Origin of the sequence: Escherichia coli DSM 30083 = JCM 1649 = ATCC 11775 (assembly GCF_003697165.2) — a bacterium.
Lineage (GTDB): Bacteria > Pseudomonadota > Gammaproteobacteria > Enterobacterales > Enterobacteriaceae > Escherichia > Escherichia coli.
The window spans coordinates 1,537,021-1,562,919 of sequence record NZ_CP033092.2 but is presented as its reverse complement, the minus strand read 5'-3'; the positions used below and the strand labels follow the sequence as shown (position 1 = coordinate 1,562,919).

Below are 25,899 nucleotides of genomic sequence, written 5' to 3'. Positions count from 1 at the left end.
CGCCAACGAAACATTTAGTGCTTCCCTTCTATTAAGTCTAACCTAGCTTTTATTCTTTCTATTTCTCTGCGCTGCCATGCTGCCTCGATATAGAATAAGAGATCAGGTCTGACCCCCCATCTAGATCCTGCTGGCGTTATTTCAACGCGCTCAATGATGTCTTCCATTACCATCACTGGATTATCATCCTCATCAACAATGATGCTCCCGTCATTATCAGTCAGCGGCATTTCCCTTTGGCCAGTAATGACGTCATCATATACTGCGGGATAATCGTCATAGCAAAGAAAGGCATAGCGGCATGTTGTGCTTTCTTCTTCCATGAGTCCGTGAGAAATAAGAACATCACGAAGTTGCTGCGCGATTACACCATGATGTATCCTCGCCCCTTCTTCCCCCTTTATAGCGACAGCGTTCAGCCATTTATAAGCGATATACCTGACGTCACCCCAGGCATCCAGCAATGTTTCGTCAGGAGAGACCGGCTCTGTCTTTAATGTTCCGTCACTGGTAACCACAGGATTGGAGCCAAGATAAACTATCGAGAACCTGTTTCCCGGACCACCAAGAGCATTTACATTATCAAGATAAGGTTTAACATCTCCGTTCTCAAAAAGATGTTCGAGTGCGTTATATACCGCGCGACGTGGAGTACTGCTTCTGGAACCATGCAACGTTATCATTGCACCATCTGCTGAAGACGTTGTTTCACCGCCGCTAACGATTAATCTCTGAGCGGTAACATCATCAGACGGTACTTTCTTCGCAATAATGGCGTAATTACCCTCAAGTTTGACTTCCGCGCGAACTTGTCCTGATGTACCTGCATGGACAGTCAGTGACTGGACGGCAACATCATCTGTGAAATCAACGGGTACAGGAACCGTCCTCACGCCTGACGTCGACATAAAAGTAGGAAGCGTTCTGTTAGGAGTGGCTCCGTAGACAAAATCCCTTGAAACAAATTCTTCCTGTTTAATTTTCACCCTGAAACAATACAAATCAGCCGGGTGACCATCGTGAACATAAGGATATTTTCTGTTGTTATCCCCTATGCTCCATGGGTTTAGAAAGTCTTCCCCACCGAAAATGTAGTACAGCCAGTTGTCTTTGATACAAACTGAACCAACACCAACCGCAGAGTTAACTATTCCGCCCTGATAAATCTGATCAGTAACATTAACCCACTCTACATTATCCAGACTCCACTCATTGACGTTAACTCTGGTCATAAATGTTCTTGGATAGTTTCCTGCATAACGGTTATCAGGTTCTCCTCCTTCCCACTCACCAAATGCGCGCTCACTGCCAAAAATAATCAGCTCATCGCCAACTTTGGCAAAAGGAAGGTTTGAGTGATGAACATTATTTGGGAAGCGAAGAGAATTCCATGATGTACCTAAATCAGAGCTTCTGTGCAATGAACTACCGGGTTGAGTACTTAATGTCCCCCTGGTCGTCAGATACAGAATGCCATCATAATATTTTACACATGGCTCAGATGCATTCGCCTCATATTCTGCAGGTATGCGTCTGCGAACAAAGCTACCAGGAGAACCGAAAGCATCAGAGAAATAGAGTATCCCAAGCTCGCGTGGACCAATATCACCATTATGGTAGCCAACAGCAAAACTGTTATCGCTAATCGTCGCAAAACTGTGAATCTCAGTAACAGGAGTGCTTCCGTCAACAAAAGAAGGAATAGTTCCAAGACTGGTTTTTCTCCATGGTGACGAGTGAAATGATGTACCAAAACTCCAGTATCTACCCTCGTTATTCTGATCCACATCCTGGGTATTTTGCGTCGTAACTGTAAAAGTATTTTTATCAATAACAGTAGTCACCGTCATATTCCCGGTAACACCTGTAACACCAGAGTTTGAGAAGTTGACAAAATCACCAGCAAATAATCCGTGATCAGTAATGCGAATATAAGCGACTTGCTGATTTGCTGCTTTCGTTATACCACCATAAACGCGAAGGCTGCGACTCATTGGGCGATCCCACAACTCTGCAACCTGCAGTTTATTTCCGCTCACGGTCCGCGTCTCAATTACAGCAAAAAGGCGATTTCTGACAACCCCCATACTCATGCAGTGATAGTTAACTGTGGGATAGTTTTCATGTAAATCTGTAAGCCATTCCGGCGTTGTCCAGGTCTTCCCGTCATCTCCTGAGCGAACCCATGCAACATGGAGGTTATTTACACCATGGCGGTCTCCAGCCATAAAAGGCGCATAGATGACATTGTCATATACAAACGTTTTATCCTGCGTCCAGGCGTTGTACCACGGTGTATCTGTAATTTTAAATAACTCTCCCTGGATAAAATCTTCAGAAACATAAAAAAGAGGCTGACCCGGTATTCTCTCAAATAAAAAACGAGCATTTTTAAATCGACTGACATCTGGAAGAGTTGATACTTTAAAAGTAAGCCCTCGCCCATCTATCTTTTCACCACCTGTTGCAACAGAAAGTAATTCTGATAGAGCTGATGTATCATCATGAACACCATCACCAATAGCCCCCCAACCTCTTACATCATAACTGTCTCTCCATCTTGCTATCTGAAGTTTTGGGTATTTATTCGCTCCATCTGGGTCTTCTAATTGCTGCCGTAGTTGATCAGGATCATACTTCAGCACATTCTGGAAATAGAACTGCTGTACGCCATACGCATCGTACACAGCCATAGAATGGCCTTGCACAGTTACGAACTTGGCAATCCGTCCGTTATATACAGGGTAACCAGCAGCGTTAATGATGATTGGTTGCGAAACAGGAACGTGAGAGCCGTCTTCGTTCTCTACATAAACCTGAATCCGGTTTTCAGGATTTACCGGGTCAGTGTCAATTTTACCGATATAAATTTTGCCATTGGCTACGGCTTTAAAAGAACGCGCCATAGTGAAGAGTTGCGAAGGCATCGATACAATTGCGTATTACCGTGAAGGAGATCGGTGAGTAACATCGATGGAGATCGGTTCGTGTCACTTTCACAGAACCGTTTTTAAATTACCTTCACTGATCTCCTTCGGTCAACGGTGATTGTATTTTCCGCATTGATTCTCCTTTAAGTTCGATCTTGATACTGCCATGAACCAGTCGATCTAGGATGGCATCCGCATGTGTGGAGTCTCCGATCATTTTGTACCAGTTTTCCACCGGCAACTGGCTCACTACGATGATTGAGCCTCGTTGGTACATCAGATCCACTATTTCCAGCAGGTCGCTACGCTGTTCTGATGAGAGAGGTTCCAGCCCCCAGTCATCCAGAAGCAGCAGATCGCTATTATTCAGCCTGGTCAAAAGTTTGCTGTATCTTCCATCAGCATGCCCCTGATAGCACTGTTCCATCAGCGCTTTAAGGCGATAATAGTAGACCTTGTATCCCTGTCGGCAGGCATTATGACCAAGTGCACATGCCAGGAACGTTTTACCGCTGCCGGTGGCCCCGGTCAGTAAAATATTTTGTTTCAGGGTTAACCAGTTTCCCTGACTGAGTGAACGGATGAGGGCCCTGTCCAGCCCTCTATTGTTACGATAATCCAGCTTTGATAACTCAGCATTAAGTCTGAACCGTGCATGTTTGATCAGACGCTCTGCCTTCCTGTTTTCACGGCAGGTTAGTTCTTCTGCTGTCAGTAATGACAGGCGTTCTTCGAAGCCCAGCTCCTGGTATGTGCCCGGCTGAGCAAGTTGCTTTTTAAGCGCATCACGGAAGCCGGTGAGTTTAAGTGCGGTCAGTTGTTCGTAAAGATGATTCATCATTGGATCCCGTATCAGTGGTAATACTCACTGCCGCGTACGTTTTCGTGTTCCATCGTGGATAACAGATCTGGTTTTGGATCCTGAACAGGTTGTTTATCCAGACCTTTTTCCAGGATCGATTTAATACCTGACAGACGCCATACCTTTGTTTTCAGAGCTCTTGCACATGCTGCATTAAGTCTGGCTTTACTGTATTTTTTATGAAGGTTCAGGAGTCCAAGGCAGAAGCGATAGCTTTGTTCCGGATGTGGACGAGAGTTCAGTATATGAAGCACATAACTATGAGTTTCACTGCCTATGTGCCCCGCCCATTCCAGAAGACGCTCTGGCGTCCAGGTGGCATGCTGTCGATGAGCTTCAGGCATGTGCTCGTTGCGGGTACTGTAGCCATAAGTACGCTTGCGCGGGTGCACAGCAACCTCCTGCCCCTGATTGAAGAGTCTTACCAGTTCTCCGGAGATCCATGCTTCCAGTTGCTGGCCTAACAGCGAACATGGAACCGAGTAGTAATGTTTGTCGATTTCCACGTGGTAATCGGCATGAACTCTGACTTTCTTCACCAGGGTGTAACTGTAACTGGCTTCAGGAAGAGGCTTCAGTGCGGGTTTATCAAGCTGGATGAAGAGTTCTGCACGTGAATAACCCAACTTCTGCATTATTTTGTTATTCAGTCTTTCCAGCAACTCCCGAATGCGCTGATTAAGCGATGCAAGGCTGTAGAAGATCTCATGCCTGATTCGGGCCATGATCCAGCGTTCAACAACCTGAACGCCAACTTCAGCTTTGGCTTTATCTTTCGGTTTACGTGGCCGCGCAGGCAAAACTGCGACATTATAATGCTCAAGCATCTGCTGGTAGGTAGGGTTAACGTCAGGATCATACTTACATGCCCTGGATGTGGCGCTTTTCAGATTGTCCGGAACAACAAGTTCAGGAACGCCACCCAACCACTGGAAGCAGCGAACATGACTCATCACCCAGTCTTCAAGCTGCTGAGACCAGGTGGCCTCTGCCCATGTGTAACTTGATGCCCCGAGAACAGCTACGATGACCTGAGCAGTTCTTATTTCTCCGGTCTCAGGGTCGGTAACGCCAACGGTAGGTCCACAGTAATCAACGAAAAGTTTTTCGCCAGCTTTATGTACCTGACGCATTGATGGTGAAGTGGTTTTGAGCCATTCACGGTACATCCGGCAGTAATGGTTATAGCTGTAAAAACCGCCTGGATTACGCTCACAGTATTCTTCCCAGAGTAGCTGCAGCGTCACGCATTTATTACGCAGTTCCCGGTGTACTGTAGCCCAGTCAGGCAGAGAGTGCTTCTTCATCTTAACCTGGGTCTGAAGGAACGCATGTTTTAGTTTTGTATCATCCCATCCTGTAGGTAAGGGCCACTGCTTTATGCCAAGTTGAGCCGCCCGATTAGCATATCTGGATACAACGGAAGGGGAGATTGCAAGACTACGACCAATTTGTCGATGGCTGAGTCCAACACCGTATTTAAGCCTAAGAATTTCTTTAAGTTTTCTCATAGAAATTGGAACTGTTGGCATAGGTATCCTTTACCGGAATGGCAAAAGATACAGATCAACACACCTGTGAAGTTCCAATAACATTGATGGAGATCACTGAATAACAAAATGAGTCAAAAGTGATCTCCATCGATGTTATTCAGCGATCTGTTCAAATGTTATTACCCGATCTCGATGGAAGTTATTGAGTGATCTCCTTTCATGAAAATACGCAACAATCACATTGGCTGTAATGTCTGTCATTTAATTTGCTCCAGATGCAAAGAATCGCCGCAGCATGGCCACGGTGAATTTTGGGCATAAAAAAACCCAGCCGAAGCTGGGTCGTTGCGTTGGTTATCTGTCAGTAATTATGTACTGAAGGAGGTAATTCTTTATTCTTAAGTCTCATCCATGCGGAAAGATTCGTTGGTCCGTCTGGCTCATTGATATCAACATCTCGTGTGTGATTGATTAAAACGTCTCTCGCCATATCGATAATACGGGAGAACTCATAACCGCAGTCATGACATCTGCCGGAATAGTTCGATTGAATTTGTTTTAGCGCCGGATACAGTTCGCGGAATAATGCCTGTGAGCGGTTGGCATAATCCCATAGCCATACAAGGCTGTTTGCTTCTTTTGCAGAAAGCTCGTTGGTTTTCTTCTCTTGTTTGCCGATGAACTCACCTTCAAGCACTACCCTGTGGATGTACTCTACTGCTTGTGGTATCTGAGATGCATCAAGCTCTTCAATACTTTCCACATTGAAACGCTGATGAATCATTGCATAAGCTTCTGGGTACATTAGATGCTTTTTGCTGACTAGCATATTTACAGCATCACGAAGCGGAGTCCTGTCATCAACAGATGTTTTCTTCCGTGCATTTGCTGCCTCTCCCTTTGTCCAGTAGTCATGCAGCACAGTAAAGCATTCTTCCTGGTACTGAATCAGTTTATCGCGGATGTCAGCACGAACTTTCTCAGGGTTGATGCTGAACAGCCATCCATTTAACTTCTTCAAAGGAAGGCAGAGTAGCTTACGAAGCTTACCATCAGCGGCAACCATGTTCATATGAACACAGTTGAATTTGCTAATCTGCTTCATGAGTTTTGTTTGCTGCGTTGACCAGCTCATTCCGAGGTTTTCAACGATTGGCTTCATCGCAACATATGCAACTCCGGCAGCCATGGCGGTGATAATTTGCTGACCGTTGAATGGCACGTAAGAGGTGTTCACTGCTTCTAAAATTGCTATACTATTCATGTTGGTTTTTCTCCACGGATTTACCGACAACCGAAGCCCTGACTGTTCCAGCAGTTGGGGCTTCACTGTTTTGATTTCTTTGCCGCATCAAGCATCACTTCTGAAAACGTGCGCTTGCCACTGAATACTCTTTCTCTTCTCAATTTTTCGTTCGTGCCAAATGATTCGCCATGAACAAAATTTGGTCTTAAAATGGTAATCGCAATCTCTTTGACTACTGCATCCAAGCGAATCACACCGTTACCCCCTCTCTCTTCAGGCTGTCTATCAGGCGCTTGATAACCTCTGAGTTAAACGACCTGCACTCTTCCTTTGCCCTGCTACCGATAGCATCCTTTAACGACTGCGGCATCCTTACCAAAATCTTACTTATTTCTTTCTCCATGTTACCCTCCACGCAAACAACTCTTTTCGAATACAAAAGATAGCAAAGTGAGTATATCTAGTCAAAATTTTTTTGCATACACTTTGCTATCAAATTGAATACCAAAGGTGTTATATGGCAAAGGGTGTGTCAATTTCTCCAACTACGGTAAGAATCCCTGAATCTTTACGCGAGGCTCTTGCTGTCAGAGCATCAAAAAATGGTCGCTCTGTTAACTCCGAGATCGTCATGATTTTGCAAGCCGCGATTGATGAAGATAGGTCGCCAAAGTCAGTTGAGTCATTTGCTCAGCAAGAAGCTGATAAATTCAAAGAGGCGCTACTTGAGACGCTAAAGACCATGTATGCTAAGGATGAAAAATAATGCTGCACACAATTCATTTCTTATGCCCTGTTAACACTGCCACTGTTGGGCAACTTCAGAACCACTGTCTCACCGCATTATCTCAAGGCGCAACTGAATTAAATATCCATATATCAAGTCAGGGAGGGGAAACTGCTGCTGGCTTTACTGCGTATAACTTTCTTAAGTCACTCCCTGTTACCGTTAGAACTCACAACATAAGCAATGTTGAATCCATAGCTAATATCGTTTTCCTGGCTGGCTCAGAACGTTTCGCAAACCCATTATCAAGATTCCTGTTACATCCTCTATTATGGTGCTTTGCCTCCCCAGCCGCCGACCATGCCAGATTGAGAGAGTACGGGAAATGCCTCGATAACGATCTTGATCGCTTCGTTGAGACGTTCAATATCGACATCGGAACCCATATTAGGTGGGCATCCCTGATAGCAGACTCGACCATTTTGGATGCTAACAAGGCTCTTGAGCATGGCATAATTAATTCCATAAAAACTGCAAGGCTGGCATCCAATCAGGCAAACTGGTGGGTTGTTTGATGGGTAAATCATGATTACTCCTTATAAAAAACCCACCTGACGGTGGGTTTAGTCAAACATAGTGTTTCTAAAGTCTCTCGCATACCCTGCTAACACTCTCATTCTATTATGATTGTTAGCAGACATGTGAGCTACAGGATGAAAAAGAGCAATCAATGAATACCTGTTCTCATCAAAAAGATTTTGTGCATAAACGAGAGCGGTATTGGATGTTTTATGCCACTGCAACTTTTGCGGTGTGCTGATATCTGTGCCATTTTTTATTGGCTCAAATTTATTTTCACCAATTGCTAAATGAAGGTGCATAAGGCCTGCATCTTCAATATCAGGAGGTCGATGATAAGAGGTGTCTCTGCCAAAATAGCTGGGCAACGTTCCCGTAGACTTGTAGATGATAAAATCATCTACAAGTGTTTGTTTTAAATCAGGAAACTCAACAAAAACCGGGGAGAAAAAATAGTCAAAACTATCCTGATTATATTCCACGGTTACTTGCATGTTTTACCTCAGTGGAAGTTACCAGAGTGAAACACACGAGTCCCGTGCTCAGCAAGCGCACGCAAACCAGCCATATCTACGGAACTATCAAAAACAACCGGAACACATGAGCGTTGTTTAATAAGACTATTCAGGTTGGTTACGGCAGATCTGGCATCAGCAACAACGATATAGATATCTCTTGCGATCTCTTTAAAATCAGCAGAAGCTTCTTTGAATACCGATTTCATTGCCCCTTCAAGTCCTCTCAATTGATGCTCTATCAATCGAGACTTTTCTGGTTCAATGATAGACAACACATTGTCTACATTCTCATCGGTAGCGTTTGCAAGAACACGATAAGCGTATTTCAGCATTCGAGACAATTCTTTAATCGAAGACACCGCCTCATGAAGCTCATCATTAGCCCGTTCACTGCTGAATGAGGATTGATGGTAAGCGTGCTGAACGTTATCAGTAACAACCACCTCACAACTGAACGCAGAAGCTTGCTGTAATAGCAAACCTATTGCGACTCCAGCTTTGGCAGCGTTCAAGCTAAACATTTCATCAATCCCATTAGTCTCATTGCTCATACAAACCTCCTTCTTATCGGAGATTATCAATAGCTATGCATCCATTGAATACACGCTATGCGCAATAAGTTTACGTCACGTGATATCATTATGCAACCACCGTTCTATCACCGACTAACTTTACTCCCACTCCTATACATCATCTGGTATCCTGCGCAAAACTAAGGAGGTTGGTGTGAATGCTCAGTCTGTCATCATGGTTTTCCTTGGGCTGATTGTCGCAAAACTATATCCAGACTGGTGGAAAGGGGCATTAGCTACTGTCGCCATCTATTTGCTTTTATCCATCGTTAAGCGATCACTCGCTGAGACCGTAAATCAAGCAAAACGTTTCTCATTTAAGAGTTTAATAAACTATGTTACTGGGCTTATTTTTTGCCTTTCAATTCTGATCGCTTCGGCTTTTTTGCCCGTATCAATAGCTAATTTTTTTGGCGCACCATATGAGGTAGGTTATCTATTCTCTGTTTCCTGTCTTGCCATTGCTCTTCTTTACCTGTGGACGAGATCAAAGAATAAAAATTAGCCATCCGTGGCTGCCAGTTATTGAGCTTCTTTTTGTGATGCCTGTGCGACTCTGGTGAGCGATTGTGTGACCGTACTGATCGCTCTGTCATATGCTGTGCTACCTTTTGGCGTATTTGCCAGACGTAACAAGGCATTTCGTATAACAGGGCTTTCGTATGCCTTCGCAGCTCCTCCTACGACACCAGCAGCAGGAACAACAAACGCAGCCGTTTTTAGCATCCCCGCTAATACTGCTGCGTTTATGATGCCACCACCAACTAACAATCCATAAAGCTGCTGACCATTTAAGTTTTGAACGTTCGCTTTTGCCGCGTGTCTTGTATCGTTGAGGTATTTAATAACGCCGTCCAGTTCCTTTCCATGTACGCCTTTAAAGAAAGTTGCTGATTGCTTCCTGTTCCGGTGTAACGCATTAATAAACTTTTCAACACTAATATTTCCAGACGGATCAGTCGCCTTATCTACAGCATTCTGAACTATGGCTGCTCGTGCGTTTTGCCTACCATTGTCATCCAGAAGCATGTAAAGCTGAGAACGTTCTGATGGGTTTTGGCTAAAAACGAGTTTTGTTACATCCTCAGGTGTAGCCTTGCCGCTGGCTATTGCCTTTTGAACGCGCGTTCTTCCCATCATGTCATTGAATCTAGCCCATGAGCGATCAACCCTAGACATATTGGCAGCTTCTTCTGAGCCTAGTTTTTGGGATACTGCTTTTTTCATATCCGCTGTATATGCCTTGTAGACAATATCGCTGGCTTTCTGGAGCGTGTCTTTATCAACAGTCTCGTTTGAATTCATGAACCGCTTTCGAAGGTCAGTTCTGTTTTCTCTCGCCAGACGCAGGTCATTGGGTCCGCTGGTGATATCGTCTTTAAATTGCTGCAAGACTTTTACCGCGGCTCTATCCTGAGATTTGCCCGGGCGGCTTAACACGGCAATCTGATTGTCGATAGCTTTTACCGTGTTTGAGAGATCGACAGGGGTATCCCCCATAGCGTCAATTATGCGGTTATATCGCTTTCCTGCTGCCTCAATGAATTTTTGTTGCCCTTTAGTCGCAGATTCATAAAGCTGTTTATCAGAAATGCCACCCAGACCATCGCTAAATGTTCTGACTAAATTTTCTCGTGCTTGTTGTTGATTCAGCCGATTCTTACCGGTTCCAAAAAAAGGAACTCTTTCGCCTAATGTCTGAGCCTGACTCTGCATAAAGGTTTTATCTTTCAGCGTGTCACTGGTCATTAACGGCAGGTTTCTTTCCGACGCAAAATCGACAGCAGCCTTTGCTTCCGGTGACATCTCACCGCGAACAGCCCTGGAAACCGCACTAACTGTATTTTCCAGCCCCTTGCCAACACCACCAATGCCAGCAGAAATTACCGTTTGTGCAGGATCAATATCTTCTCCGCCAGCAAGGCTGGTGCCACCCTGTAGTGCTAAATCTGTAGCAGCTGATTTCCCTATGGCACCAAGCACCGTTCCAGCCCTGCCCGCTGGTGTGAACGCTAACGCATTAGCAAGAAACGAAGTCAGGTCTTGCGGTGATAAACCTGGCTTGTTCAGGGCATAATCACCGGATGGCAGGGAAACGATAGTGTTACCCTTCTCATCCTGCCTTAATTTCGCCCCCATACTCTGAAGAATCTTTTCCTGAGACGCGTCGGAGCCGAAAAGTTGAGACCATCCAGCCTTCAGGGCATCCATGCTTAGTGAGTTCAACTCAGGGGCAGCCCCAACATTTTGCAGTCTCTCCATTTCTGGTGTCATTCGGCTTTCACCGGTAACGGCATCGCGCATTGCAGCACCTAAAACAGCCCCTTGCTCAGCAGAGCGATCTAGTCCTTCCTTCTGCTGAGTGGCAAGCTGTGCATATCCTGATGCAAGTGAGTTGTCTGCTGGCGATTGCTGAACACCTTGTTGTGTTGGCGCTGACTGACCAGCAAAATACTCATCAATGGCGGACCCAATATCTTCCGTGCTCGTACCATCAGGAAAGGTAAATGTCTTACCATTTGCAGTTACTTTCATCATTCCACCGTAAATTGAATGCCTGATTTTGACGTGTAGCTACCTCCTGCTGATTGCTGAGTAGCTGGCTGTTGCCTTGATGATTTCTTCCCGCCATTACCAACATTAACGTTATATTGCTGGTTGTAATTGTCGGTATATTGCTGAATGTCGCGCATTGATTGTTGCAGCGCTTCAGGACTTGAGAAATCAGGCTTTGGCATACCCTGAAAATACCTATTGGCCTCTGCTTCGGTGTTGATGCCAGATGCCCCCATATCTCGGGCTGCTGCAATCCCCTGATTTTGCATTTTGCCCATGATTCGCTGTGCAGCGTTGTATAGCCTCCTCTCCTCAACACCAGATGCCCTGCTACGAATATCTGCACCAAGAGCAAAAGAACCTGAAGAACCTGTAATACCTGTCATGAAGCCAAGATCGTCAATTGATGCGCCAGAAATTGCATCAAGATCTTTCTTCATTTCGTAATTCTGTGCATTAGCTGCCGATGTAGCCGGAGCAGCAATAGAACTGGCGGGGACGCGAATCATATTGCCCTCGTTGTCTATTCCTTCGTAGAACGCATTAGCACCAGCGCCGTGAAGCTTCCTACCAACCGTTACCGTTCTGCCATCTGCCAGTTGCACAACATTCTCCCCGCCAGCATCAGGACGACCTCGAACACGAAGATATGTCTTTTGTTGCTCTGGAGACAGGCTGTTGAAATATTGATATTCTTTAACAGATGCAGGAACAGCACCTCCAGCAGTGCGCAGGGAGTTTTCACGGCTAACAGCAATGCTTTGCGCCTTTAAACCTTCCCCAGCTTTATTGCTGCGAATCGTCTCTGCCAACTTGCCACGCTCAATATCCCGACCTTCCATTTGATCTTTGATATCGAAATACTTCTCATGACCGAGAGAAAATAGTGCCAGATTACCTGCGAAGTGCTGGAAGCCCTGCGGGTCATTAACCTGCATTTCCGCAATAGTTTCTGGAGGGATACCTAAACGACGCATCTCCTTTTCGTTATCCATCATGAACCTGCCAAATGCACCCGGACCAAGCGACGAAGCGACCTGAGCCTTAAGCGCCAGATTGCCAAAATCATCCCGCTGGGCGTCATCGACATACCCCATGCCTTTACGGACTTCCTCAAACTCTTCGGGGAATGCTGTAATAAGATTACGCATCTGCTCCCTGTCGCCGGACGCATAAGCATCCGCATAACCTTTCTGGAATGCCGCTTTACGCTCCTGCTTTTGCTGCTGCTTATAAATATCAGCAACTCCAGCCAGACCACGAAGACCTGTCAGAGCAACGTTATTTGCACCTGATCGAGCCAGTTCATTGTTTTCGCGGATCAGACCAAGCGTTGCGTTAATGTCGCTTGCCTTTGGCGCATTCTCATTTTGCGTACCGATGCCAGCCAGAAACCCACCAGAATTAATACCCTGTTGCCACGTAGCCATTGATTACCCCTTAAAACAACGAGCCAAGCAGACCAAGACCAGCACCGATACCAGCACCCCACGGAGTTGATAGCTCGAGAGCACTGGCTATGCCACCACCCAAAAGCGCACCGGATGCAGCACCACTAACACCCTGCTGCAATGCTGACGGTCGGTTGGCGTTTGCCGCTGCAAGAGCCGCGCTTTGCTGTGAAATCTGACTCATGTTGTTGGCATATGTTTGCCCGGCGTTTGCCTGCCCCTGAAGAGCGCCAAGACCGATATTTGCCAGGTTGTTGTAATTGTTCATTTGTCCAGATAGCCATTGCTGACCAAGCGTTGGTGCGATTGTTGCTAACTGATTACTGGTTGCGGTGGAACCCAATCCACCTGTTGCTTCCGCTGCCGCCAGACTCTGATAGCGAGCCTGACCTGCAAGGTCTTTATACTGCTGAGAGTTGTAATACTGGTTAAGTGCCTGACCTTGCCCTTCCAGAGACGATAAGTTCTCAAGGCTGCCGACATACTTCCCAGCCAGAGGAGTAAACAGCTTCAGGTTGTTCATGATGGTGTTGAACTGCTGATTTTGCAGGTCTGCGGCATACTTCTGAGCTTCTGCTGCATACTTTGCGCTTTTATCAGAACTGCCACCTTTCCCGCCTTTTTCAGGGTAATAAGGTTCCTCGCCGCGCAGTTTTCTGCCCAGCGTAAATGCATATAACATGGCTATCTCCCGTGATTCAGGAAGTCGATTAGTTCTTCGCGTGTGGCGCTGTAAAACGTCACGTCATCCACGCCTTTGAAGTATTTCTTGATGGTTCCTACACGCTTAAGGCCAATCATTGCGCAGTACATCTGCCCGTGGCGGAATTTGCGTGCAGCAAATGATGTGACGCACTGAACGGTGGTGTTGGTCAGAATGTATCGCCAGAACGCCAGCCCTATTTCCTTGCTGAAGCCGCGAATCTCTGGCAGGTACATGGCGTGGCAATCGAATGTAAGCGGCTGAATCTCCTGATAGTAAACAATGCCGCCAAACTGACCGTGCACGTTCACCTCAAAGTAACGGCAATCAGGTTTGTAGTCGTATCCATCACCGTTGTTGCTCCCGGCGATGATGTCAGGGTGATTTCCTACTGCTTCGATCAGGTCGATGTTTCGCGTTGGTTTGAATGTAATCATCAGTCAATCAGCCCATGTAATCTAAGTGCTGTTTCAAGCGCCAGAATACGCTGCCGCGCCTGCTCCAAACCTGTAGCGATAGCTGCGACTTCGGATTGTGTGTACGTAGTGCCGACCGTGTATGACTGGTTAGCGTTGAATGAGCCAAGAAGTGGTGTGCCTGTGGCCGCTGTCCATCCGGTCTGCCTTGCTCCAACGACCTGAATTCCATCAACTGAATATGATGTTTTTACATCCAGCGGTGACGCAAGAGACTGCGATTCTGTTACGGTTTTCGATACGTAATCACTCTTAATGTCAGATATATCGCTTTCTACGCCATCCAGTCTTTGGTCAACAGTGACCAGATGCGCCTGAATATCGATAACCTCATCCAGCAAGTAATCAACATCGCTACGCAGTACAACTATCTTCCCTTCGGCGGTTGTTAACCTGACCTCAAGGAGATTTATCGCTTTTGTGTTTGCGGTGATTCTTGCATCGTGGTCAGCCAGTTCGACATCCTGTTCATCGTTTTTCACCTGAGCATCGTAAGCGCCCTGACCAGCCTGATTTGCTTTCCCGGCAATTGCGCCGACATCAGCCCCCTGATTAATGACATACAGCAGGTAAGACTGGCTGAATATATTGCGTGGAAGGATTGATGTATCGAGCCGCGTCGCCTGCACAATAACAGGGGTGTTGAGATTCGAATCAGCCATTACTCGATCCTTATCTGGCAGCCAGACAGAGTGACAGGTGACTTCGTGATAACGCGCAATTTGAAGCCGACATTTTTCCTGATGCGCCCGACTCGCTTCCACAAAACGCGTTTGTCGTAAACAAACGGTTCATTCTGCTCAATCATCTGCTCACGACCGTAATTGATGCCGTCAGTGGTTGCAGAGAGAAAAAGGCGGTCGGCGTACTGCGCAACGCCAGTTGAAGATTCAACTTCAAGGTCGAAAACTCTGGCGTTATCCGCTTTGAACAGAGGAGTAAACAGCAGATGCTCCTGTTGCTTGTCGTACTGGCTGCTGATGTCGAATTGCAATTTCCCGGTCACGGACTCCAGCTTATCGCCGCACGTTATCTGATTGCCTTCGTAAATGAAGTCGATAGCGCGGTACACATCGTCATACAGACCTGTTTTCAGTACACACCATTGCGGAGCATTGGCGCTTGAAGATGCGTCGTATACGAGGACATGGCGCGGAAGATGGATAATCAGCAGCTCATGCGCATCAAATCGCAGAGACTCCATCACACCATCAGCCAGTTCATCAGCAGTGTAGGAGCGAAGAATTTTCTCAATGCTCGCGCTGGCGATTGGTGACACCTGCCCGGAACCGATGATGTATACAGACGGCGCACCTGTTGCCGGATTGCTGATGAACGCATAGGAATCAGCGAATGGCGTTTTGCAATAGGTTCCGGCGATGCCTTTTTGCACCATCAGTGATGGCTGTGCGACATACAAAGCAGCACCAACGGTGGTTGCGCCAGTCAGGGAGAAATATTCAATAGTCGATGAACCAAAGCAGACGATGAAGTCTCGCCATGTCCCGATACCGATGATGCCGTCCGGCTGCGATTCTGCGCGATATTGTGCACTGTATCGGTCAGGGTGCGATTCGTCTTCAAGGTCAGTGATAAACCATGAATCAGTTCCGTCTTTTGACCACGCATAACGCCCACGTAAGCGAGTAATGTCGCGAACTGAACCTAACTCATACTGCGTGAATCCACTGTCTGTAGGCCAGTTTGAGACGGTTTTAACCGTGCCATCATAACGATACTCGACCAGTTGACCATTAACGCCTACAGCCTGTGATGTTCGACCATGCGCCATTGATACGCGACCACTTCCGGCGACGTCACCGACTTCGCTTTCTCCTTTGTACAGCTTGCCGCCACACACGCGATAAACAGCACTCTGCGCCATGTTGTACTCGACGCCGCGCGATATACCATTCACATCAGAACGTTTGGCAATGCCCGGGAATGAGCGAAGATATCCGCTGCTGTTCAGGATTTCTTTGGGCGTAGCCAACATATTCACTGGCAGATAGTCGATATAGTCGGCGTTTCGAAAGTCTTTGCCGACACCTTTCATAAGCGGAAGTTGCTGAATCGGCATTTATTCACCTCACGTACTCGGATCATCTTTCTCGATGTAAAACCGATTCCACGTAAACGCGCTTTTGTTACCACTACCGCGAGGCATGTCATTTCGCCGCTCAAGTGGTGGTATTTTGGTTAAAGCGATACAGATTGTCTGATATGCACTGTCAGCAGCGGTAAGGAGAGCGTCTGACGGCTGAATGACGTTATCCATGCACACTTGCACAGCGAGTTTCAAAGCGACGCCATCATTTGCCCATGCAGGGATGCCTGAATCATCGTCAGGTAACGGCATGATGCCGTTTTCTGTATCAGCAAACTGATACCCAAGCTCGATACCTTTCGCCTGCCATGCTGCCATCATGTCTTCGAGGTCATTAATGGCATCTTCAATTGCCTGAGGGTCAGCATCTGTCAACGTGGCATTGGAATACAGCCCGGCTTTTCGTAAAGCCTTTAGAACGAGATCACCCTTCGTTTTCGCCATCTTCTTCCGCCTTAGCCACTTTTTGCTTCGTTGCGGTTTCTTCAGGAGTTTTTACCCAACCTTTTTTCAGGTGAGATTTAACTTCTTCGTCATCAACAATGATGTAATCGACAGCAAACTGACCGCAGGTGATCATGTTGCCTGGCTTATAGAGCATTGTTCGTGCCATTGTCTTCTCCCAATAAAAATGGGGCCGAAGCCCCACCAAAATTACTGCCCAGCAATAACGATGCCCGTATATTCAGGAACCAGTACAGAGCAACCGTACAGAGTGGTGAAACGCGCAGTGGTTACGCCTTTGATGTGGTCGAAGGAGTAAGACATGATCAGCGTAGCGCCCTGCTCGGTGGTTGCTGTCATTACCTGTGGACCCTGACCAGTTGGGAACGCCAGTTTGCCGTACATCAGTTCAACAGAACCATCAGCCCAGAACAGGTTAGCAGGTGCTGCGTTCTTGTTGAGAATGGTGATTGCTGCTGATTCTGCCGGTTTGGCATCGACGTTTGCATATGGACGACTCGCAACATCAGTATTTTCAACAGGGAGAATCTTTGGAGAAATTGTTACGGTAGTTCCGCTAACAGCCAGAACACGGAATACCTGCGGTTGACCGGTGGTATCTTTTGTGATCTGGTGTACGGAATTCACACCGGCAATGGTGAACGCATCACCAACCTGCAAGCCAGATGCAGATACCGTAATAGTCCCCTGTCGGTTATCAACTGGCATACCATTTGAATCTTTCGCTTCAACCTTGTGTTCAGGTTGGCCTGATACTGTCAAGGATTCAGTGCTTCCTTTCGGTAATCGACCAGAAATATCGGTCTTGTAGCTATCAAAGGAAGCAACCGGAGGGATCTGCGCTTTTTCGTATGCTGTCAGGGTTGCGCCCTGAGCGTAGGCTCGGTGACCAAGCTCGCCAGCAAGGTCTTTGTAGTTGAAGGGGTTCCAAAAAGAGCGGCGGTTGATACCCTGTGGCACACCAATCGCCGTCATGGTGGCATCAATACCTGCCGCACAGTTCCACAAATCACGGCCCTGTGAACCAGTGGTTGAGTCAGCCATTGTGATCACGTTAGTAGCACGCTGCGTGACCATGGAAATCAGGTCAGAGTCAATCTGTGCAGCAAGGCGCATACCTGCGGCGCGACCAGCTTCAGTTTTATGCTCAGGGTCACGCATTTCACGCGCATCCAGAGTGTACAGAATGTTTTTCGGCTCCTTGAACACTGAAGGAACAAGGCGCTGAACCAGTGCTGTTGGCGTTTTGCTGCTGAGGTCGAGGCCTTCCTCAATGTTCATGTGGTAATGCTGCGGACGATACAGAACATCACCTGCTCGCTGCATTGCTGTATCACCGGGACGGAATTTTTTAGCGTTACGGGAAACTACGCAGGCGGCCTCAAAGCCTTCAACGTAGTTTTCGAACATGATTTCAAGGTCTTTTGCTAATTGGTTATCCATGCTTAATGCTCCGATAGGTTATTTTTTTGCCTTTTTAGCGGCGAAATACGGCGTCCAGTCACCAGTTTCCAGCGCCTTGGCTTTCAATTTGTCGAGGTTGTTGATTACTGCGCCGTTGCTCCCCTTAACCGTCGGGGTTGTGGCTGCCGTGGTTTTTGCTTTTGGCATGATTCTGGCCTTCGATTCGATACGTTCCAGCAGACGACCAATTGCTACGGGGTTGGTAGCTTCTGCCAGTTGCTTGCGCAGTTCAGCGTTGCGACCAAGCGCCAGAACAACGATTTCCGGCTTCTCTGACTCAAACAGGATCGCGTTTTGTGTCTCGATGGGGATTTCCTCGAGTACGGCCTGCTCAGCTTCCTGATAGCCAGGAACTTTGAGAGCCTTAACACGTTGCTGATATTTGGATAATCGCTCTTGATAGGCAGCCTGAAGCTCCTGCTCCTTCTGCTTGCGAGCCATCTCCTGTTGCTGGTACTTGCCATTATCCTCTGCCCACTTAGCCATGCGTTGCTGGTAGATTTCTTCATCGAAACCGATGTCCTCATCATCCAGTTTTGGCATTCGCGGTGGTTGAGTGATTACCGGCTGCTGCTCGACGGGTTTCTGAGACTGACGCATCAGCTCTTTCAGCTCGCGGTCTTTCTCTTTAATCGTCTTGCGCAGGTGTTTTACCAGTCCATGCTCAGCGCCATCTTCGCTGGTTGGCGAATCCAGCTTTTCGTCACCAAAGTAGAATTCCTGTTCTGATTCGTCGTCATCAGTTTCAGTAGCCTCCTCTGCATCATTGCCTGAGGACTCACTGCCATCTTCTGTTTCGACTTTTTCAGCCAGTTCGACATCATCAGGAATCTGCTCTGACGCGTCGGTTTCGATTTCAACTTCTGGTGTGTTTTCTGCCATCTGGTCCATTTGTTACCCCTGTTTACTCGATGTTCAGCCCATCGGAAGGCAATAGGGTGCCAGGCCTCATAAAGACAGCCATTGCACGTTATGGGTTAATTACTGCTGTGGTTGTTGCTGAGTTGATTTTTGCAGGATGCTGCTGATGTCCATGCGCTGCGCATGGCCCTGTGCCTGACTTTTCAGGACAAGCTCTGCATCAGCACGGGCATTGTCTCCTTGCTGTTGCTGGAACTGTCCGAGCAGTTTCAGAGCCTCGCGGATATCAGATTTCTGCTGGCTATCGGCAGATGCGAGGATTTTCACAACATTTGCCGCTGCAACCTGAGCATCAGTCTGTGCCTGGAATGCTTTAACCTGAATGGCTGCCTGCTCGTTCTGCGCTTTCTGCAATTCAGCCTGACCAGCAAGAAGCTGACCTTGCGCAGCAACCATAGCCGGATCTGGCTGACTGGCCTGTTGTTGTTTCGCCTGCTCAACCATCTGCTGTTCTTCTGGCGTTCTCGGCTTGATAACTCCAGACAGAAGCAACTGATTGCGGTTGTATTCTTTAAGGTCGTCCATCCCTTCGCCGTCCATATTGTCGAGGATCATCGACGATACAAGGTCGTGTTTCGGCGTTCCGGGCGGGATAAGTGCCAGCATGGAAAGTAACGACTTAACCGTTGCGTCACGGCGAGTAGCGAACGACTGACCGACATCGACAGTCACTTCATAGTTACCCTGCGAAAGGTCGTTAAGCGCGATAACCTGCCCTGTCTGACGGTCAACCACTTCACCAGTCATCAGCGCCACGTCATCGCTGCCGTCCTCATTAACGATACGCATCGGCGTATCGCTGCCATAGACTTCACGAGCCATAGAAAGCCACACAACGCCAGCGCGACGCATGGATTTAGCCATGTTGTCCATGTAGATATAGGACTGCGTATCCATCCGGTTAAAGATGCTATCAACGGTATCGGTAGCAACGTTGCTCGGCATGTTCTCAAGCTGCGACGCACCTGTAATTTGCTGAATAGCCGTTCCGGTGTACTGCAATAGCCCGGCAAGAGCTGGAGGCATTTGTGTCGGAGGCGTATAACTGCTGACCTGAGCCTGCGCAGTAATATCTCCGTTTTTGTTTTTCAGACTGACCATCGGCAGGAACGCCGGGCGCTTTTTGTTGCGCTCCGCCCAATGAGTGGCGAGAGGACCAGGAATCATGTCAACATCAACTACAGGAATGCCATCACCGCCAGCCTGAGTAGCGTTATCTGCAATCATGGAAACCATCAGGTTCTCAAGACGCTGTGCATCCATCGCTTTTGCTGCGTGGCCTTCGATTCGTTCCTGATTATCAACAAATGAGCGACGTCCATATACCGGGATGAGAGGAATATGTTCGCCCGGAATACGCTTCGGTTCTTCCAGCCATTCAGCGCCAGACAGAAGGCCGCAATAAACGCGGCGTTTCTTCACCGTTCGCTCGCCAATCAGTTCGAATGCACCATCGGTCAGCTCGTCGACAATATCTTTGATTTGCTCTTCATCATAGATTGCCGTTTCTCCGCTAACAGGGTTGCGCCATGCCGTGAGCTTCACCTTCTCTATGCGAACTTCGTAGTAGCGCCCAACATAGATGGCATCTGGCGTTGACCAGTCATATTGAGTGCCAGTCTCATCACGAGAAAGGCCTGCCGCGATGGAATCAGGGTATTCAGCCTCGAACGCTTTAGGCGTCATGGAGAACATTTCCATAGCCCACATAGCATCAGAACGGTCATATTGCTTGCTGTCCTGATCGAAGAAGACGCATGTCGCTGGGTCGTAAACAGGAAGAAGGCTGATGCGTCGCTGCTCGTTACTTGGGTCCATTTCATCTTCGTAATCGGCACACATGCGGAAACAACCGAATCCGCCCGTTACAGCATCATCAAATGCGTTATCACACGCTTCGCCACCTGATGTTTCCTGATAGTCAGCGCGGAATTTGCCGTTCATCTTTTTGGCTAACGCTTCCGATGCCTTGTCATCCTTCGGCCTGAATTTAACGCTGATGCGATTCTGTCGATACTCGCCAATGATGCGATCACATTCACGGGCAATCTTATTCAGTTCAAAGCGCGGGTAATGCTCAAACCTGCCTTCATCAAATGAGTAACCAGCGTTTGTGCTGCCTTCCCACTGTGCGCCGGATACCCGGACGAAACGTTGAGCCTCAATAATCTGCTCACGCATATCCTGCGTTGCTGACCAGGCATTATCAAAGTTGCACAGCACCTTGCGATGCCAGTCAGTCATCTTTTTTTCTGCCATATCAACCTACACCACAAGGAATTGAGTAACTGGAATAGTCGGGTTGCGCAGCCGACTCCGGGCAATGCATACACATCATCAGCGCATCAGCCAGGTTAGGAGATGGGATACCGAGCTTCTGCTTCATTTCGACCTTAGTCATAAGCTCCAGTTTCCCGTTATTATTGAATTTGCGCTGAATCTGCGTCAGTTCTGCAAACAGTTTCTCCAGCATCTTCTCGCCTATCGCTTCTTTGTCGAAGCTCAGCATGTCGTCGGGGTCTGCATACTCACCGTGGACAACCGCCCGATATGTCAGATACAGCCTGTCAGCCAGCGCGTAATAGAATTGCGCTCGCTTATTGCGGAATACATCGCCAATAGTGCGAACGTTGTCACCCTGTACGACTTCATCAGCCCATGCTCCGGCCTGATACGGAGCATCTTCATCGAATGGCGATTCGCTGCCCTTGAACATCGTGGCGGTAATTTTCTTGCCGGAGAATGCTTCCGTTGTCTGTCTGCGTAGCCCTGCACCGACACCATCGCCATCCCACAGGTAATGGTCAGCGCCGTCTTCAATCGCCAGCGAAGTAGCCCAGTCAGCACCCTCGTTGATGTCCATCAGCAGACCTTCGGCAATGCGCTTAACTACCGAACCGTGACGCGATGCATAACCTTTAGCATCTGGCCCTGTATCTGATGGGTCATGCGCAGAGACAACAGCGCCTTTCGCTTTCCATCCGAGTTTCTTGTGCGCATCGGTTGCGGCTTCAAGCCATTCACGTTTGATGATTGCCATATCACTTGCGCTTACTGGCTCACCAAGCCAGATGTGACGATACAGTGTCGGGTTTCTGCGTTTACACTCTTCCATCTCCAGACGGAGAACTTCAGGAAAGTGCGGGTTGTCGGTGTAGTTCACCGTCAGCAGACAAATATCATCGGGAGGGTTTACTACGAATCGCTGATAGGTATCGTCGAGGATGTTTTTCGGGTTGAAGCTCACCCATATTTCGGAAAATGGCTTGCGGATGGTTGGTATCAGGATATCCCATGATTCCTTCGTTACCGCTTCCGCTTCCTCCACCCAGCAGATATCAATGCCTTCGAGCGATTTAATCTTCGTCGGGTTGTTTTTGATGCCGTAGAACATGAACTCAGCATTCGTCCCGAGATGACGAATCATGGAACGCTGAATTTCAAACTCAGCCGTATACCCTTCACGCTCTATGGTGTCTTCAAGCAGCCGGATTACCGAATCGCTGATACTGTTTTGCAGTTCACGAGCGCAGAGAATACGCACTGGCTGCCGACGCGCCGCTTCAACAAGCAGTCTCGCAATTGCCCATGATTTACCGCTACCTCGACCGCCTTTGGCGACTTTGTAGCGATGCGCCTCAATGAACGGTTCAAAGATAGGATTAATCGAGGTCATTTTCCGAATAGAGTACTCATCGGTGATGTTTCAATCTGGATTGCGCCGCCGTCTTTGCCTGTTAGCTCGTGATCAACCTTGTCGCGCCATTTATCCTTCTGTCGGTTCTTAAGCCAGAAGATGGCAGCTGTTGTATCAGGCGGGTAATACTTCTCAAGAGGAGTTTCGACAATTCTGTTTTCAATAACACGAATATCGATGTCTGGAGCCACGAAGCCCATAGCGCGTTGATAAAGACGGTCACTAACTTCTGCATCAGCGACGGCCTTACCCTTTTTTATGGACTCCGAAAACTCAGGATAATCAAGCTTCCACTTGTTAATAGTTGACTCACTGACTTCGAAGAAATCAGCAAGCTCTGCATCGGTGTAGCCCAGCAAGCACAGTTTGCGTGCCTGTTCGGCATACGCCTCTTGATACTTTGTTGGGCGCGCCATGTTTATGCTCCGGTGGTGAACAGGTCTAACGCTTCCTTCGATTTACGCACCGCTTCGATAGTGCGGGTCGTGATATCTGAATTAGCGCCGCCTGACTGGAAGTGAATTTTGAATAGCTCAAGCTTCAGTTCGTCAGTGCCAATGAACTGAAATGCTTCCTCTGCGGCTGCGTTCTGGTTCATGACCAGCTTGTAAATCTCTAACTGGAATTTCTGTTCTTCAGTCATGGGAATAATCTCTGCCATTGTTGGCTCCGTTTATCCGTTAAAAGGGATATCAGTTAAGTTATCCCGTGTAGGGTATAAGCCATTGTCGAGACCACTCATTGAATGGTCTCTGCAATAACCGATGTCTTTCCATCAGTCCGCCACCACAAAGAATCTTTTTTGCCATAAGGCAGGAGGTTCATCTTTCAGTGGCTGCCAGTGTTATTTCCCCACTTTCTGGCTTGGGTTGTTTCGCTGTACTGCCGTTAATTGGTGAGTCCGGGGATTACGGTTTGCCCGTGCTGTTCAAGGCGTTCAATTCTCGCCAGTAGCTGAGGCTTCTTAATTTTTCCCCAGCGATTAAGCAGGCGGCCTGACATGCTGGCAACATCCTTCTCTTTCATGTACTCCAGCATTACGGCATTTCTCTCTTCTTCAAATTGACGATGACCAACCTGAAGCATGGCGTACATCCAGTTGAATGCGTTGATGTAAGCAATTTTGATACGCATTGCTTCTTTTTTGGTGTAGGACATAACCAAAAGCATCAACCCATCCTTGCGGAGACGGTAGAATTTTTGCGGCTTACCATTCTGTAACTCATTGTTTTTATAGCAAAGCTCAAAGTTGAGCTTTGTATCAAACTCAGGAGGGCAAGCTTCTATGGTTCGTTCAATGTCACGAACCACGTTCTTCGGCAGCTTTCCAAATGCTTTTGCCACCATAAAAGAATCTGTAACCGGATCGTTGTTTGCTACAAAAATTAGGTCTCTGAAATCTATATCGTTAACAACGGTTGGGTAGTTCATTGCGTCTTTACCTTTTAGAAAGATGAGCCTGTTCGCACAGAAAAGCCGCCCCGAGATGGTCGCCACCATATACGGCAGTTCTCAGGCTCAGCTTTCTGAAAGACTCGGGATTGTTACGCGCTGCGATGCGCGGTTTACTGCAGATATAAAAAAGCCCCGCGAATGCGAGGCTAAATCCTGGTATTTGTAATGACTGGCTCTTATCTCAACGCAGCCCCTTACCGCGCGCCAGATGCTCAATATCAAGCATCAGCAATGAGATGTTTAATCTGGATTCACTCCAGAAGTGATCACCACCCTGTCTACAGAGCCAGATGTGAAGGATGATGAGTAAAATTATCGCTATCATCGAAGGCATTGCGTCCTGATGTACTCCTGCAGGTAGTTAACCTGCGCGGTTATCCTGTCGATTCCACTTCGGAGACGGTAATAATTGAGTTCAGCATCTGCTGTAAGTCTTGGGTTTTCTCCATCGCCCATGCTGCTGGCTCCGGTCGTTGACTTTGCACAGGTGGCGGCGACTTGCAGGCGCTTACGCCCAGCAGAAACATCAGCACGGAGACTTTCGATAGTCGCGTTAGCATCAGCAAGCTCCTTTGTGTATCTTGCGTCGAGTTCTGCTACATCACGTTGACGCTTCCGCATATCAGCGATGATGGATGTGGCTTTATCGCGCTGCTCTTTGTAGGCGATTGCATTATCACGGTAATGATTAACAGCCCATGACAGGCAGACGATGATGCAAATAATCAGAGCGGAGATAATCGCGGTGACTCTGCTCATACCTCAATCTCTCTGACCGTTCCGCCAGCCTCTTTGAATTTTGCAATCAGGTTGTCAGCCTTATGCTCGAACTGACCATAACCAGCGCCCGGCAGTGAAGCCCAGATATTGCTGCAACGGTCGATTGCCTGACGAATATCACCGCGGTCAATCATCGGTAAAGCGCCACGCTCTTTAATCTGCTGCAATGCCACAGCGTCCTGACTTTTCGGAGAGAAGTCTTTCAGACCAAGCTGCTTACGGTAGGCATCCCACCAACGGGAAAGAAGCTGGTAGCGTCCGGCGGCTGTTGATTTGAGTTTTGGGTTTAGCGTGACAAGCTTGCGAGGGTGATCGGAGTAATCAGTAAATAGCTCTCCGCCTACAATGACGTCATAACCATGATTTCTGGTTTTCTGCCGTCCGTTATCAGTTCCCTCTGACCACGCCAGCATATCGAGGAACGCCTTACGTTGATTATTGATTTCCACCATCTTCTACTCCGGCTTTTTTAGCAGCGAAGCGTTTGATAAGCGAACCAATCGAGTCAGTACCGATGTAGCCGATGAACACGCTCGTTATATAAGCGAGATTGCTACTTAGTCCGGCGAAGTCGAGAAGGTCACGAATGAACCAGGCGATAATGGCGCACATCGTTGCGTCGATTACTGTTTTTGTAAACGCACCGCCATTATATCTGCCGCGAAGGTACGCCATTGCAAACGCAAGGATTGCCCCGATGCCTTGTTCCTTTGCCGCGAGAATGGCGGCTAACAGGTCATGTTTTTCTGGCATCTTCATGTCTTACCCCCAATAAGGGGATTTGCTCTATTTAATTAGGAATAAGGTCGATTACTGATAGAACAAATCCAGGCTACTGTGTTTAGTAATCAGATTTGTTCGTGACCGATATGCACGGGCAAAACGGCATGAGGTTGT

General features: G+C 47.7%; 30 protein-coding genes. 3 read left to right on the top strand and 27 right to left on the bottom strand.

Annotated elements, in window-relative coordinates:
* Positions 1 to 14 precede the first annotated feature (14 nt).
* From EAS44_RS08565 to EAS44_RS08545, 6 genes are all read right to left on the bottom strand, one after another.
* A complete protein-coding gene (locus tag EAS44_RS08565; RefSeq protein WP_032190887.1) occupies positions 15 to 2,927 on the bottom strand; it encodes a phage tailspike protein in 2,913 nt (970 codons plus the stop codon).
* Between the two features lie 94 nt (positions 2,928 to 3,021).
* The gene (gene istB, locus EAS44_RS08560; RefSeq protein ID WP_001016257.1) at positions 3,022 to 3,768 is read right to left on the bottom strand and encodes an IS21-like element ISEc12 family helper ATPase IstB; all 747 of its coding nucleotides are present in this window, start codon (positions 3,766 to 3,768) and stop codon (positions 3,022 to 3,024) included.
* Between the two features lie 14 nt (positions 3,769 to 3,782).
* A complete protein-coding gene (gene istA, locus EAS44_RS08555; protein WP_001298859.1) occupies positions 3,783 to 5,324 on the bottom strand; it encodes an IS21-like element ISEc12 family transposase in 1,542 nt (513 codons plus the stop codon).
* Positions 5,325 to 5,646: 322 nt separating this feature from the next.
* Positions 5,647 to 6,549 carry a phage antirepressor Ant gene (locus tag EAS44_RS08550; protein WP_001350929.1) on the bottom strand — a complete coding sequence of 301 codons (903 nt, stop codon included), beginning with the start codon at positions 6,547 to 6,549 and terminating at the stop codon, positions 5,647 to 5,649.
* Positions 6,550 to 6,611: 62 nt separating this feature from the next.
* Positions 6,612 to 6,785: a hypothetical protein gene (locus tag EAS44_RS25085; RefSeq protein ID WP_000620145.1), complete on the bottom strand. Its 174-nt coding sequence runs from the start codon at positions 6,783 to 6,785 to the stop codon at positions 6,612 to 6,614.
* Positions 6,782 to 6,934 (bottom strand): Arc family DNA-binding protein, encoded by a 153-nt coding sequence (locus tag EAS44_RS08545; RefSeq protein ID WP_000410001.1) that lies wholly within the window; start codon positions 6,932 to 6,934, stop codon positions 6,782 to 6,784. The genes EAS44_RS25085 and EAS44_RS08545 overlap by 4 nt, the downstream gene beginning before the upstream one ends.
* A gap of 114 nt (positions 6,935 to 7,048) precedes the next feature.
* On the opposite strand from EAS44_RS08545, the gene EAS44_RS08540 reads away from it, so the two are divergent.
* Together EAS44_RS08540 and EAS44_RS08535 are read left to right on the top strand one after the other, a co-directional pair.
* Complete coding sequence (locus tag EAS44_RS08540) at positions 7,049 to 7,297, top strand: Arc family DNA-binding protein (protein WP_001051911.1); 249 nt, start codon at positions 7,049 to 7,051, stop codon at positions 7,295 to 7,297.
* Positions 7,297 to 7,833, top strand: a complete 537-nt coding sequence (locus EAS44_RS08535) for an ATP-dependent Clp protease proteolytic subunit (RefSeq protein ID WP_000903306.1) — start codon at positions 7,297 to 7,299, stop codon at positions 7,831 to 7,833. Before EAS44_RS08540 ends, EAS44_RS08535 begins: the two co-directional genes overlap by 1 nt.
* 48 nt (positions 7,834 to 7,881) lie before the next feature.
* Here the strand turns inward: EAS44_RS08535 and EAS44_RS08530 are convergent, their stop codons facing one another.
* Both EAS44_RS08530 and EAS44_RS08525 read right to left on the bottom strand, forming a co-directional pair.
* Positions 7,882 to 8,331, bottom strand: coding sequence for a type II toxin-antitoxin system YafO family toxin (locus tag EAS44_RS08530; protein WP_001198454.1), 450 nt, complete (start codon positions 8,329 to 8,331; stop codon positions 7,882 to 7,884).
* Positions 8,332 to 8,339: 8 nt separating this feature from the next.
* On the bottom strand, positions 8,340 to 8,906 hold the full coding sequence (locus tag EAS44_RS08525; protein ID WP_000064337.1) for a hypothetical protein: 567 nt from the start codon (positions 8,904 to 8,906) through the stop codon (positions 8,340 to 8,342).
* 196 nt (positions 8,907 to 9,102) lie between these two features.
* Between EAS44_RS08525 and EAS44_RS08520 the strand changes: the two genes are divergently transcribed.
* Positions 9,103 to 9,432: a hypothetical protein gene (locus EAS44_RS08520; RefSeq protein ID WP_011703616.1), complete on the top strand. Its 330-nt coding sequence runs from the start codon at positions 9,103 to 9,105 to the stop codon at positions 9,430 to 9,432.
* 17 nt (positions 9,433 to 9,449) lie between these two features.
* On the opposite strand, the gene EAS44_RS08515 is transcribed toward EAS44_RS08520, so the two are convergent.
* The 19 genes from EAS44_RS08515 to EAS44_RS08425 all read right to left on the bottom strand — a co-directional run bounded on the left by EAS44_RS08515 (position 9,450) and on the right by EAS44_RS08425 (position 25,761).
* A complete protein-coding gene (locus tag EAS44_RS08515) occupies positions 9,450 to 11,462 on the bottom strand; it encodes a hypothetical protein (RefSeq protein ID WP_025857608.1) in 2,013 nt (670 codons plus the stop codon).
* Positions 11,462 to 12,913, bottom strand: a complete 1,452-nt coding sequence (locus EAS44_RS08510; protein WP_000257015.1) for a phage DNA ejection protein — start codon at positions 12,911 to 12,913, stop codon at positions 11,462 to 11,464. The genes EAS44_RS08515 and EAS44_RS08510 overlap by 1 nt, the downstream gene beginning before the upstream one ends.
* A 10-nt stretch (positions 12,914 to 12,923) precedes the next feature.
* Positions 12,924 to 13,616, bottom strand: coding sequence for a hypothetical protein (locus EAS44_RS08505; RefSeq protein WP_000964905.1), 693 nt, complete (start codon positions 13,614 to 13,616; stop codon positions 12,924 to 12,926).
* A 2-nt stretch (positions 13,617 to 13,618) separates the two neighbouring features.
* Positions 13,619 to 14,074 (bottom strand): DUF2824 family protein, encoded by a 456-nt coding sequence (locus EAS44_RS08500; RefSeq protein WP_000627629.1) that lies wholly within the window; start codon positions 14,072 to 14,074, stop codon positions 13,619 to 13,621.
* Positions 14,074 to 14,775, bottom strand: a complete 702-nt coding sequence (locus EAS44_RS08495) for a hypothetical protein (RefSeq protein ID WP_000785531.1) — start codon at positions 14,773 to 14,775, stop codon at positions 14,074 to 14,076. Before EAS44_RS08495 ends, EAS44_RS08500 begins: the two co-directional genes overlap by 1 nt.
* Entirely contained in the window at positions 14,775 to 16,193 is a 1,419-nt protein-coding gene (locus tag EAS44_RS08490) for a packaged DNA stabilization protein gp10 (protein ID WP_001122367.1), read from the bottom strand. The genes EAS44_RS08495 and EAS44_RS08490 overlap by 1 nt, the downstream gene beginning before the upstream one ends.
* 9 nt (positions 16,194 to 16,202) lie before the next feature.
* Positions 16,203 to 16,664, bottom strand: coding sequence for a packaged DNA stabilization gp4 family protein (locus tag EAS44_RS08485; RefSeq protein ID WP_001140510.1), 462 nt, complete (start codon positions 16,662 to 16,664; stop codon positions 16,203 to 16,205).
* The gene (locus EAS44_RS08480) at positions 16,645 to 16,833 is read right to left on the bottom strand and encodes a hypothetical protein (protein WP_001389518.1); all 189 of its coding nucleotides are present in this window, start codon (positions 16,831 to 16,833) and stop codon (positions 16,645 to 16,647) included. The genes EAS44_RS08485 and EAS44_RS08480 overlap by 20 nt, the downstream gene beginning before the upstream one ends.
* 41 nt (positions 16,834 to 16,874) lie before the next feature.
* Entirely contained in the window at positions 16,875 to 18,128 is a 1,254-nt protein-coding gene (locus EAS44_RS08475) for a P22 phage major capsid protein family protein (RefSeq protein WP_000370106.1), read from the bottom strand.
* Positions 18,129 to 18,146: 18 nt separating this feature from the next.
* Positions 18,147 to 19,040: a hypothetical protein gene (locus EAS44_RS08470; RefSeq protein WP_000372589.1), complete on the bottom strand. Its 894-nt coding sequence runs from the start codon at positions 19,038 to 19,040 to the stop codon at positions 18,147 to 18,149.
* A 90-nt stretch (positions 19,041 to 19,130) separates the two neighbouring features.
* On the bottom strand, positions 19,131 to 21,329 hold the full coding sequence (locus EAS44_RS08465) for a portal protein (RefSeq protein ID WP_000818371.1): 2,199 nt from the start codon (positions 21,327 to 21,329) through the stop codon (positions 19,131 to 19,133).
* A gap of 1 nt (position 21,330) precedes the next feature.
* Positions 21,331 to 22,746, bottom strand: coding sequence for a PBSX family phage terminase large subunit (locus EAS44_RS08460; protein ID WP_000200779.1), 1,416 nt, complete (start codon positions 22,744 to 22,746; stop codon positions 21,331 to 21,333).
* Positions 22,743 to 23,183 carry a hypothetical protein gene (locus EAS44_RS08455; protein WP_000113731.1) on the bottom strand — a complete coding sequence of 147 codons (441 nt, stop codon included), beginning with the start codon at positions 23,181 to 23,183 and terminating at the stop codon, positions 22,743 to 22,745. Before EAS44_RS08455 ends, EAS44_RS08460 begins: the two co-directional genes overlap by 4 nt.
* 2 nt (positions 23,184 to 23,185) lie before the next feature.
* Positions 23,186 to 23,428: a DUF2560 family protein gene (locus EAS44_RS08450; RefSeq protein ID WP_000807788.1), complete on the bottom strand. Its 243-nt coding sequence runs from the start codon at positions 23,426 to 23,428 to the stop codon at positions 23,186 to 23,188.
* A gap of 227 nt (positions 23,429 to 23,655) precedes the next feature.
* Complete coding sequence (locus EAS44_RS08445; protein ID WP_001109020.1) at positions 23,656 to 24,198, bottom strand: Rha family transcriptional regulator; 543 nt, start codon at positions 24,196 to 24,198, stop codon at positions 23,656 to 23,658.
* Between the two features lie 205 nt (positions 24,199 to 24,403).
* Positions 24,404 to 24,556: a hypothetical protein gene (locus EAS44_RS08440; RefSeq protein WP_001139680.1), complete on the bottom strand. Its 153-nt coding sequence runs from the start codon at positions 24,554 to 24,556 to the stop codon at positions 24,404 to 24,406.
* Positions 24,544 to 24,981, bottom strand: coding sequence for a lysis protein (locus tag EAS44_RS08435; protein WP_001350934.1), 438 nt, complete (start codon positions 24,979 to 24,981; stop codon positions 24,544 to 24,546). The genes EAS44_RS08440 and EAS44_RS08435 overlap by 13 nt, the downstream gene beginning before the upstream one ends.
* Complete coding sequence (locus tag EAS44_RS08430) at positions 24,978 to 25,454, bottom strand: glycoside hydrolase family 104 protein (RefSeq protein WP_000229389.1); 477 nt, start codon at positions 25,452 to 25,454, stop codon at positions 24,978 to 24,980. Before EAS44_RS08430 ends, EAS44_RS08435 begins: the two co-directional genes overlap by 4 nt.
* Positions 25,438 to 25,761 carry a phage holin, lambda family gene (locus EAS44_RS08425; RefSeq protein WP_000783734.1) on the bottom strand — a complete coding sequence of 108 codons (324 nt, stop codon included), beginning with the start codon at positions 25,759 to 25,761 and terminating at the stop codon, positions 25,438 to 25,440. Before EAS44_RS08425 ends, EAS44_RS08430 begins: the two co-directional genes overlap by 17 nt.
* Positions 25,762 to 25,899: the final 138 nt, after the last annotated feature.

Excerpts from the sequence above, each read along its gene's own strand:
- EAS44_RS08425 (WP_000783734.1), bottom strand. The coding sequence starts at position 25,761 with ATGAAGATGCCAGAAAAACATGACCTGTTAGCCGCCATTCTCGCGGCA.
- EAS44_RS08465 (WP_000818371.1), bottom strand. The coding sequence starts at position 21,329 with ATGGCAGAAAAAAAGATGACTGACTGGCATCGCAAGGTGCTGTGCAAC.
- istA (WP_001298859.1), bottom strand. The coding sequence starts at position 5,324 with ATGCCAACAGTTCCAATTTCTATGAGAAAACTTAAAGAAATTCTTAGG.
- EAS44_RS08515 (WP_025857608.1), bottom strand. The coding sequence starts at position 11,462 with ATGAAAGTAACTGCAAATGGTAAGACATTTACCTTTCCTGATGGTACG.
- EAS44_RS08470 (WP_000372589.1), bottom strand. The coding sequence starts at position 19,040 with ATGGACCAGATGGCAGAAAACACACCAGAAGTTGAAATCGAAACCGAC.
- EAS44_RS08455 (WP_000113731.1), bottom strand. The coding sequence starts at position 23,183 with ATGGCGCGCCCAACAAAGTATCAAGAGGCGTATGCCGAACAGGCACGC.
- EAS44_RS08440 (WP_001139680.1), bottom strand. The coding sequence starts at position 24,556 with ATGCCTTCGATGATAGCGATAATTTTACTCATCATCCTTCACATCTGG.
- EAS44_RS08485 (WP_001140510.1), bottom strand. The coding sequence starts at position 16,664 with ATGGCGAAAACGAAGGGTGATCTCGTTCTAAAGGCTTTACGAAAAGCC.
- istB (WP_001016257.1), bottom strand. The coding sequence starts at position 3,768 with ATGAATCATCTTTACGAACAACTGACCGCACTTAAACTCACCGGCTTC.
- EAS44_RS08505 (WP_000964905.1), bottom strand. The coding sequence starts at position 13,616 with ATGTTATATGCATTTACGCTGGGCAGAAAACTGCGCGGCGAGGAACCT.
- EAS44_RS08565 (WP_032190887.1), bottom strand. The coding sequence starts at position 2,927 with ATGCCTTCGCAACTCTTCACTATGGCGCGTTCTTTTAAAGCCGTAGCC.
- EAS44_RS08430 (WP_000229389.1), bottom strand. The coding sequence starts at position 25,454 with ATGGTGGAAATCAATAATCAACGTAAGGCGTTCCTCGATATGCTGGCG.
- EAS44_RS08550 (WP_001350929.1), bottom strand. The coding sequence starts at position 6,549 with ATGAATAGTATAGCAATTTTAGAAGCAGTGAACACCTCTTACGTGCCA.
- EAS44_RS08520 (WP_011703616.1), top strand. The coding sequence starts at position 9,103 with ATGGTTTTCCTTGGGCTGATTGTCGCAAAACTATATCCAGACTGGTGG.
- EAS44_RS08490 (WP_001122367.1), bottom strand. The coding sequence starts at position 16,193 with ATGCCGATTCAGCAACTTCCGCTTATGAAAGGTGTCGGCAAAGACTTT.
- EAS44_RS08475 (WP_000370106.1), bottom strand. The coding sequence starts at position 18,128 with ATGGATAACCAATTAGCAAAAGACCTTGAAATCATGTTCGAAAACTAC.
- EAS44_RS08450 (WP_000807788.1), bottom strand. The coding sequence starts at position 23,428 with ATGGCAGAGATTATTCCCATGACTGAAGAACAGAAATTCCAGTTAGAG.
- EAS44_RS08545 (WP_000410001.1), bottom strand. The coding sequence starts at position 6,934 with ATGGAGAAAGAAATAAGTAAGATTTTGGTAAGGATGCCGCAGTCGTTA.
- EAS44_RS08495 (WP_000785531.1), bottom strand. The coding sequence starts at position 14,775 with ATGGCTGATTCGAATCTCAACACCCCTGTTATTGTGCAGGCGACGCGG.
- EAS44_RS08480 (WP_001389518.1), bottom strand. The coding sequence starts at position 16,833 with ATGGCACGAACAATGCTCTATAAGCCAGGCAACATGATCACCTGCGGT.
- EAS44_RS08535 (WP_000903306.1), top strand. The coding sequence starts at position 7,297 with ATGCTGCACACAATTCATTTCTTATGCCCTGTTAACACTGCCACTGTT.
- EAS44_RS08525 (WP_000064337.1), bottom strand. The coding sequence starts at position 8,906 with ATGAGCAATGAGACTAATGGGATTGATGAAATGTTTAGCTTGAACGCT.
- EAS44_RS08500 (WP_000627629.1), bottom strand. The coding sequence starts at position 14,074 with ATGATTACATTCAAACCAACGCGAAACATCGACCTGATCGAAGCAGTA.
- EAS44_RS08530 (WP_001198454.1), bottom strand. The coding sequence starts at position 8,331 with ATGCAAGTAACCGTGGAATATAATCAGGATAGTTTTGACTATTTTTTC.
- EAS44_RS08435 (WP_001350934.1), bottom strand. The coding sequence starts at position 24,981 with ATGAGCAGAGTCACCGCGATTATCTCCGCTCTGATTATTTGCATCATC.
- EAS44_RS08460 (WP_000200779.1), bottom strand. The coding sequence starts at position 22,746 with ATGACCTCGATTAATCCTATCTTTGAACCGTTCATTGAGGCGCATCGC.
- EAS44_RS08445 (WP_001109020.1), bottom strand. The coding sequence starts at position 24,198 with ATGAACTACCCAACCGTTGTTAACGATATAGATTTCAGAGACCTAATT.
- EAS44_RS08540 (WP_001051911.1), top strand. The coding sequence starts at position 7,049 with ATGGCAAAGGGTGTGTCAATTTCTCCAACTACGGTAAGAATCCCTGAA.
- EAS44_RS08510 (WP_000257015.1), bottom strand. The coding sequence starts at position 12,913 with ATGGCTACGTGGCAACAGGGTATTAATTCTGGTGGGTTTCTGGCTGGC.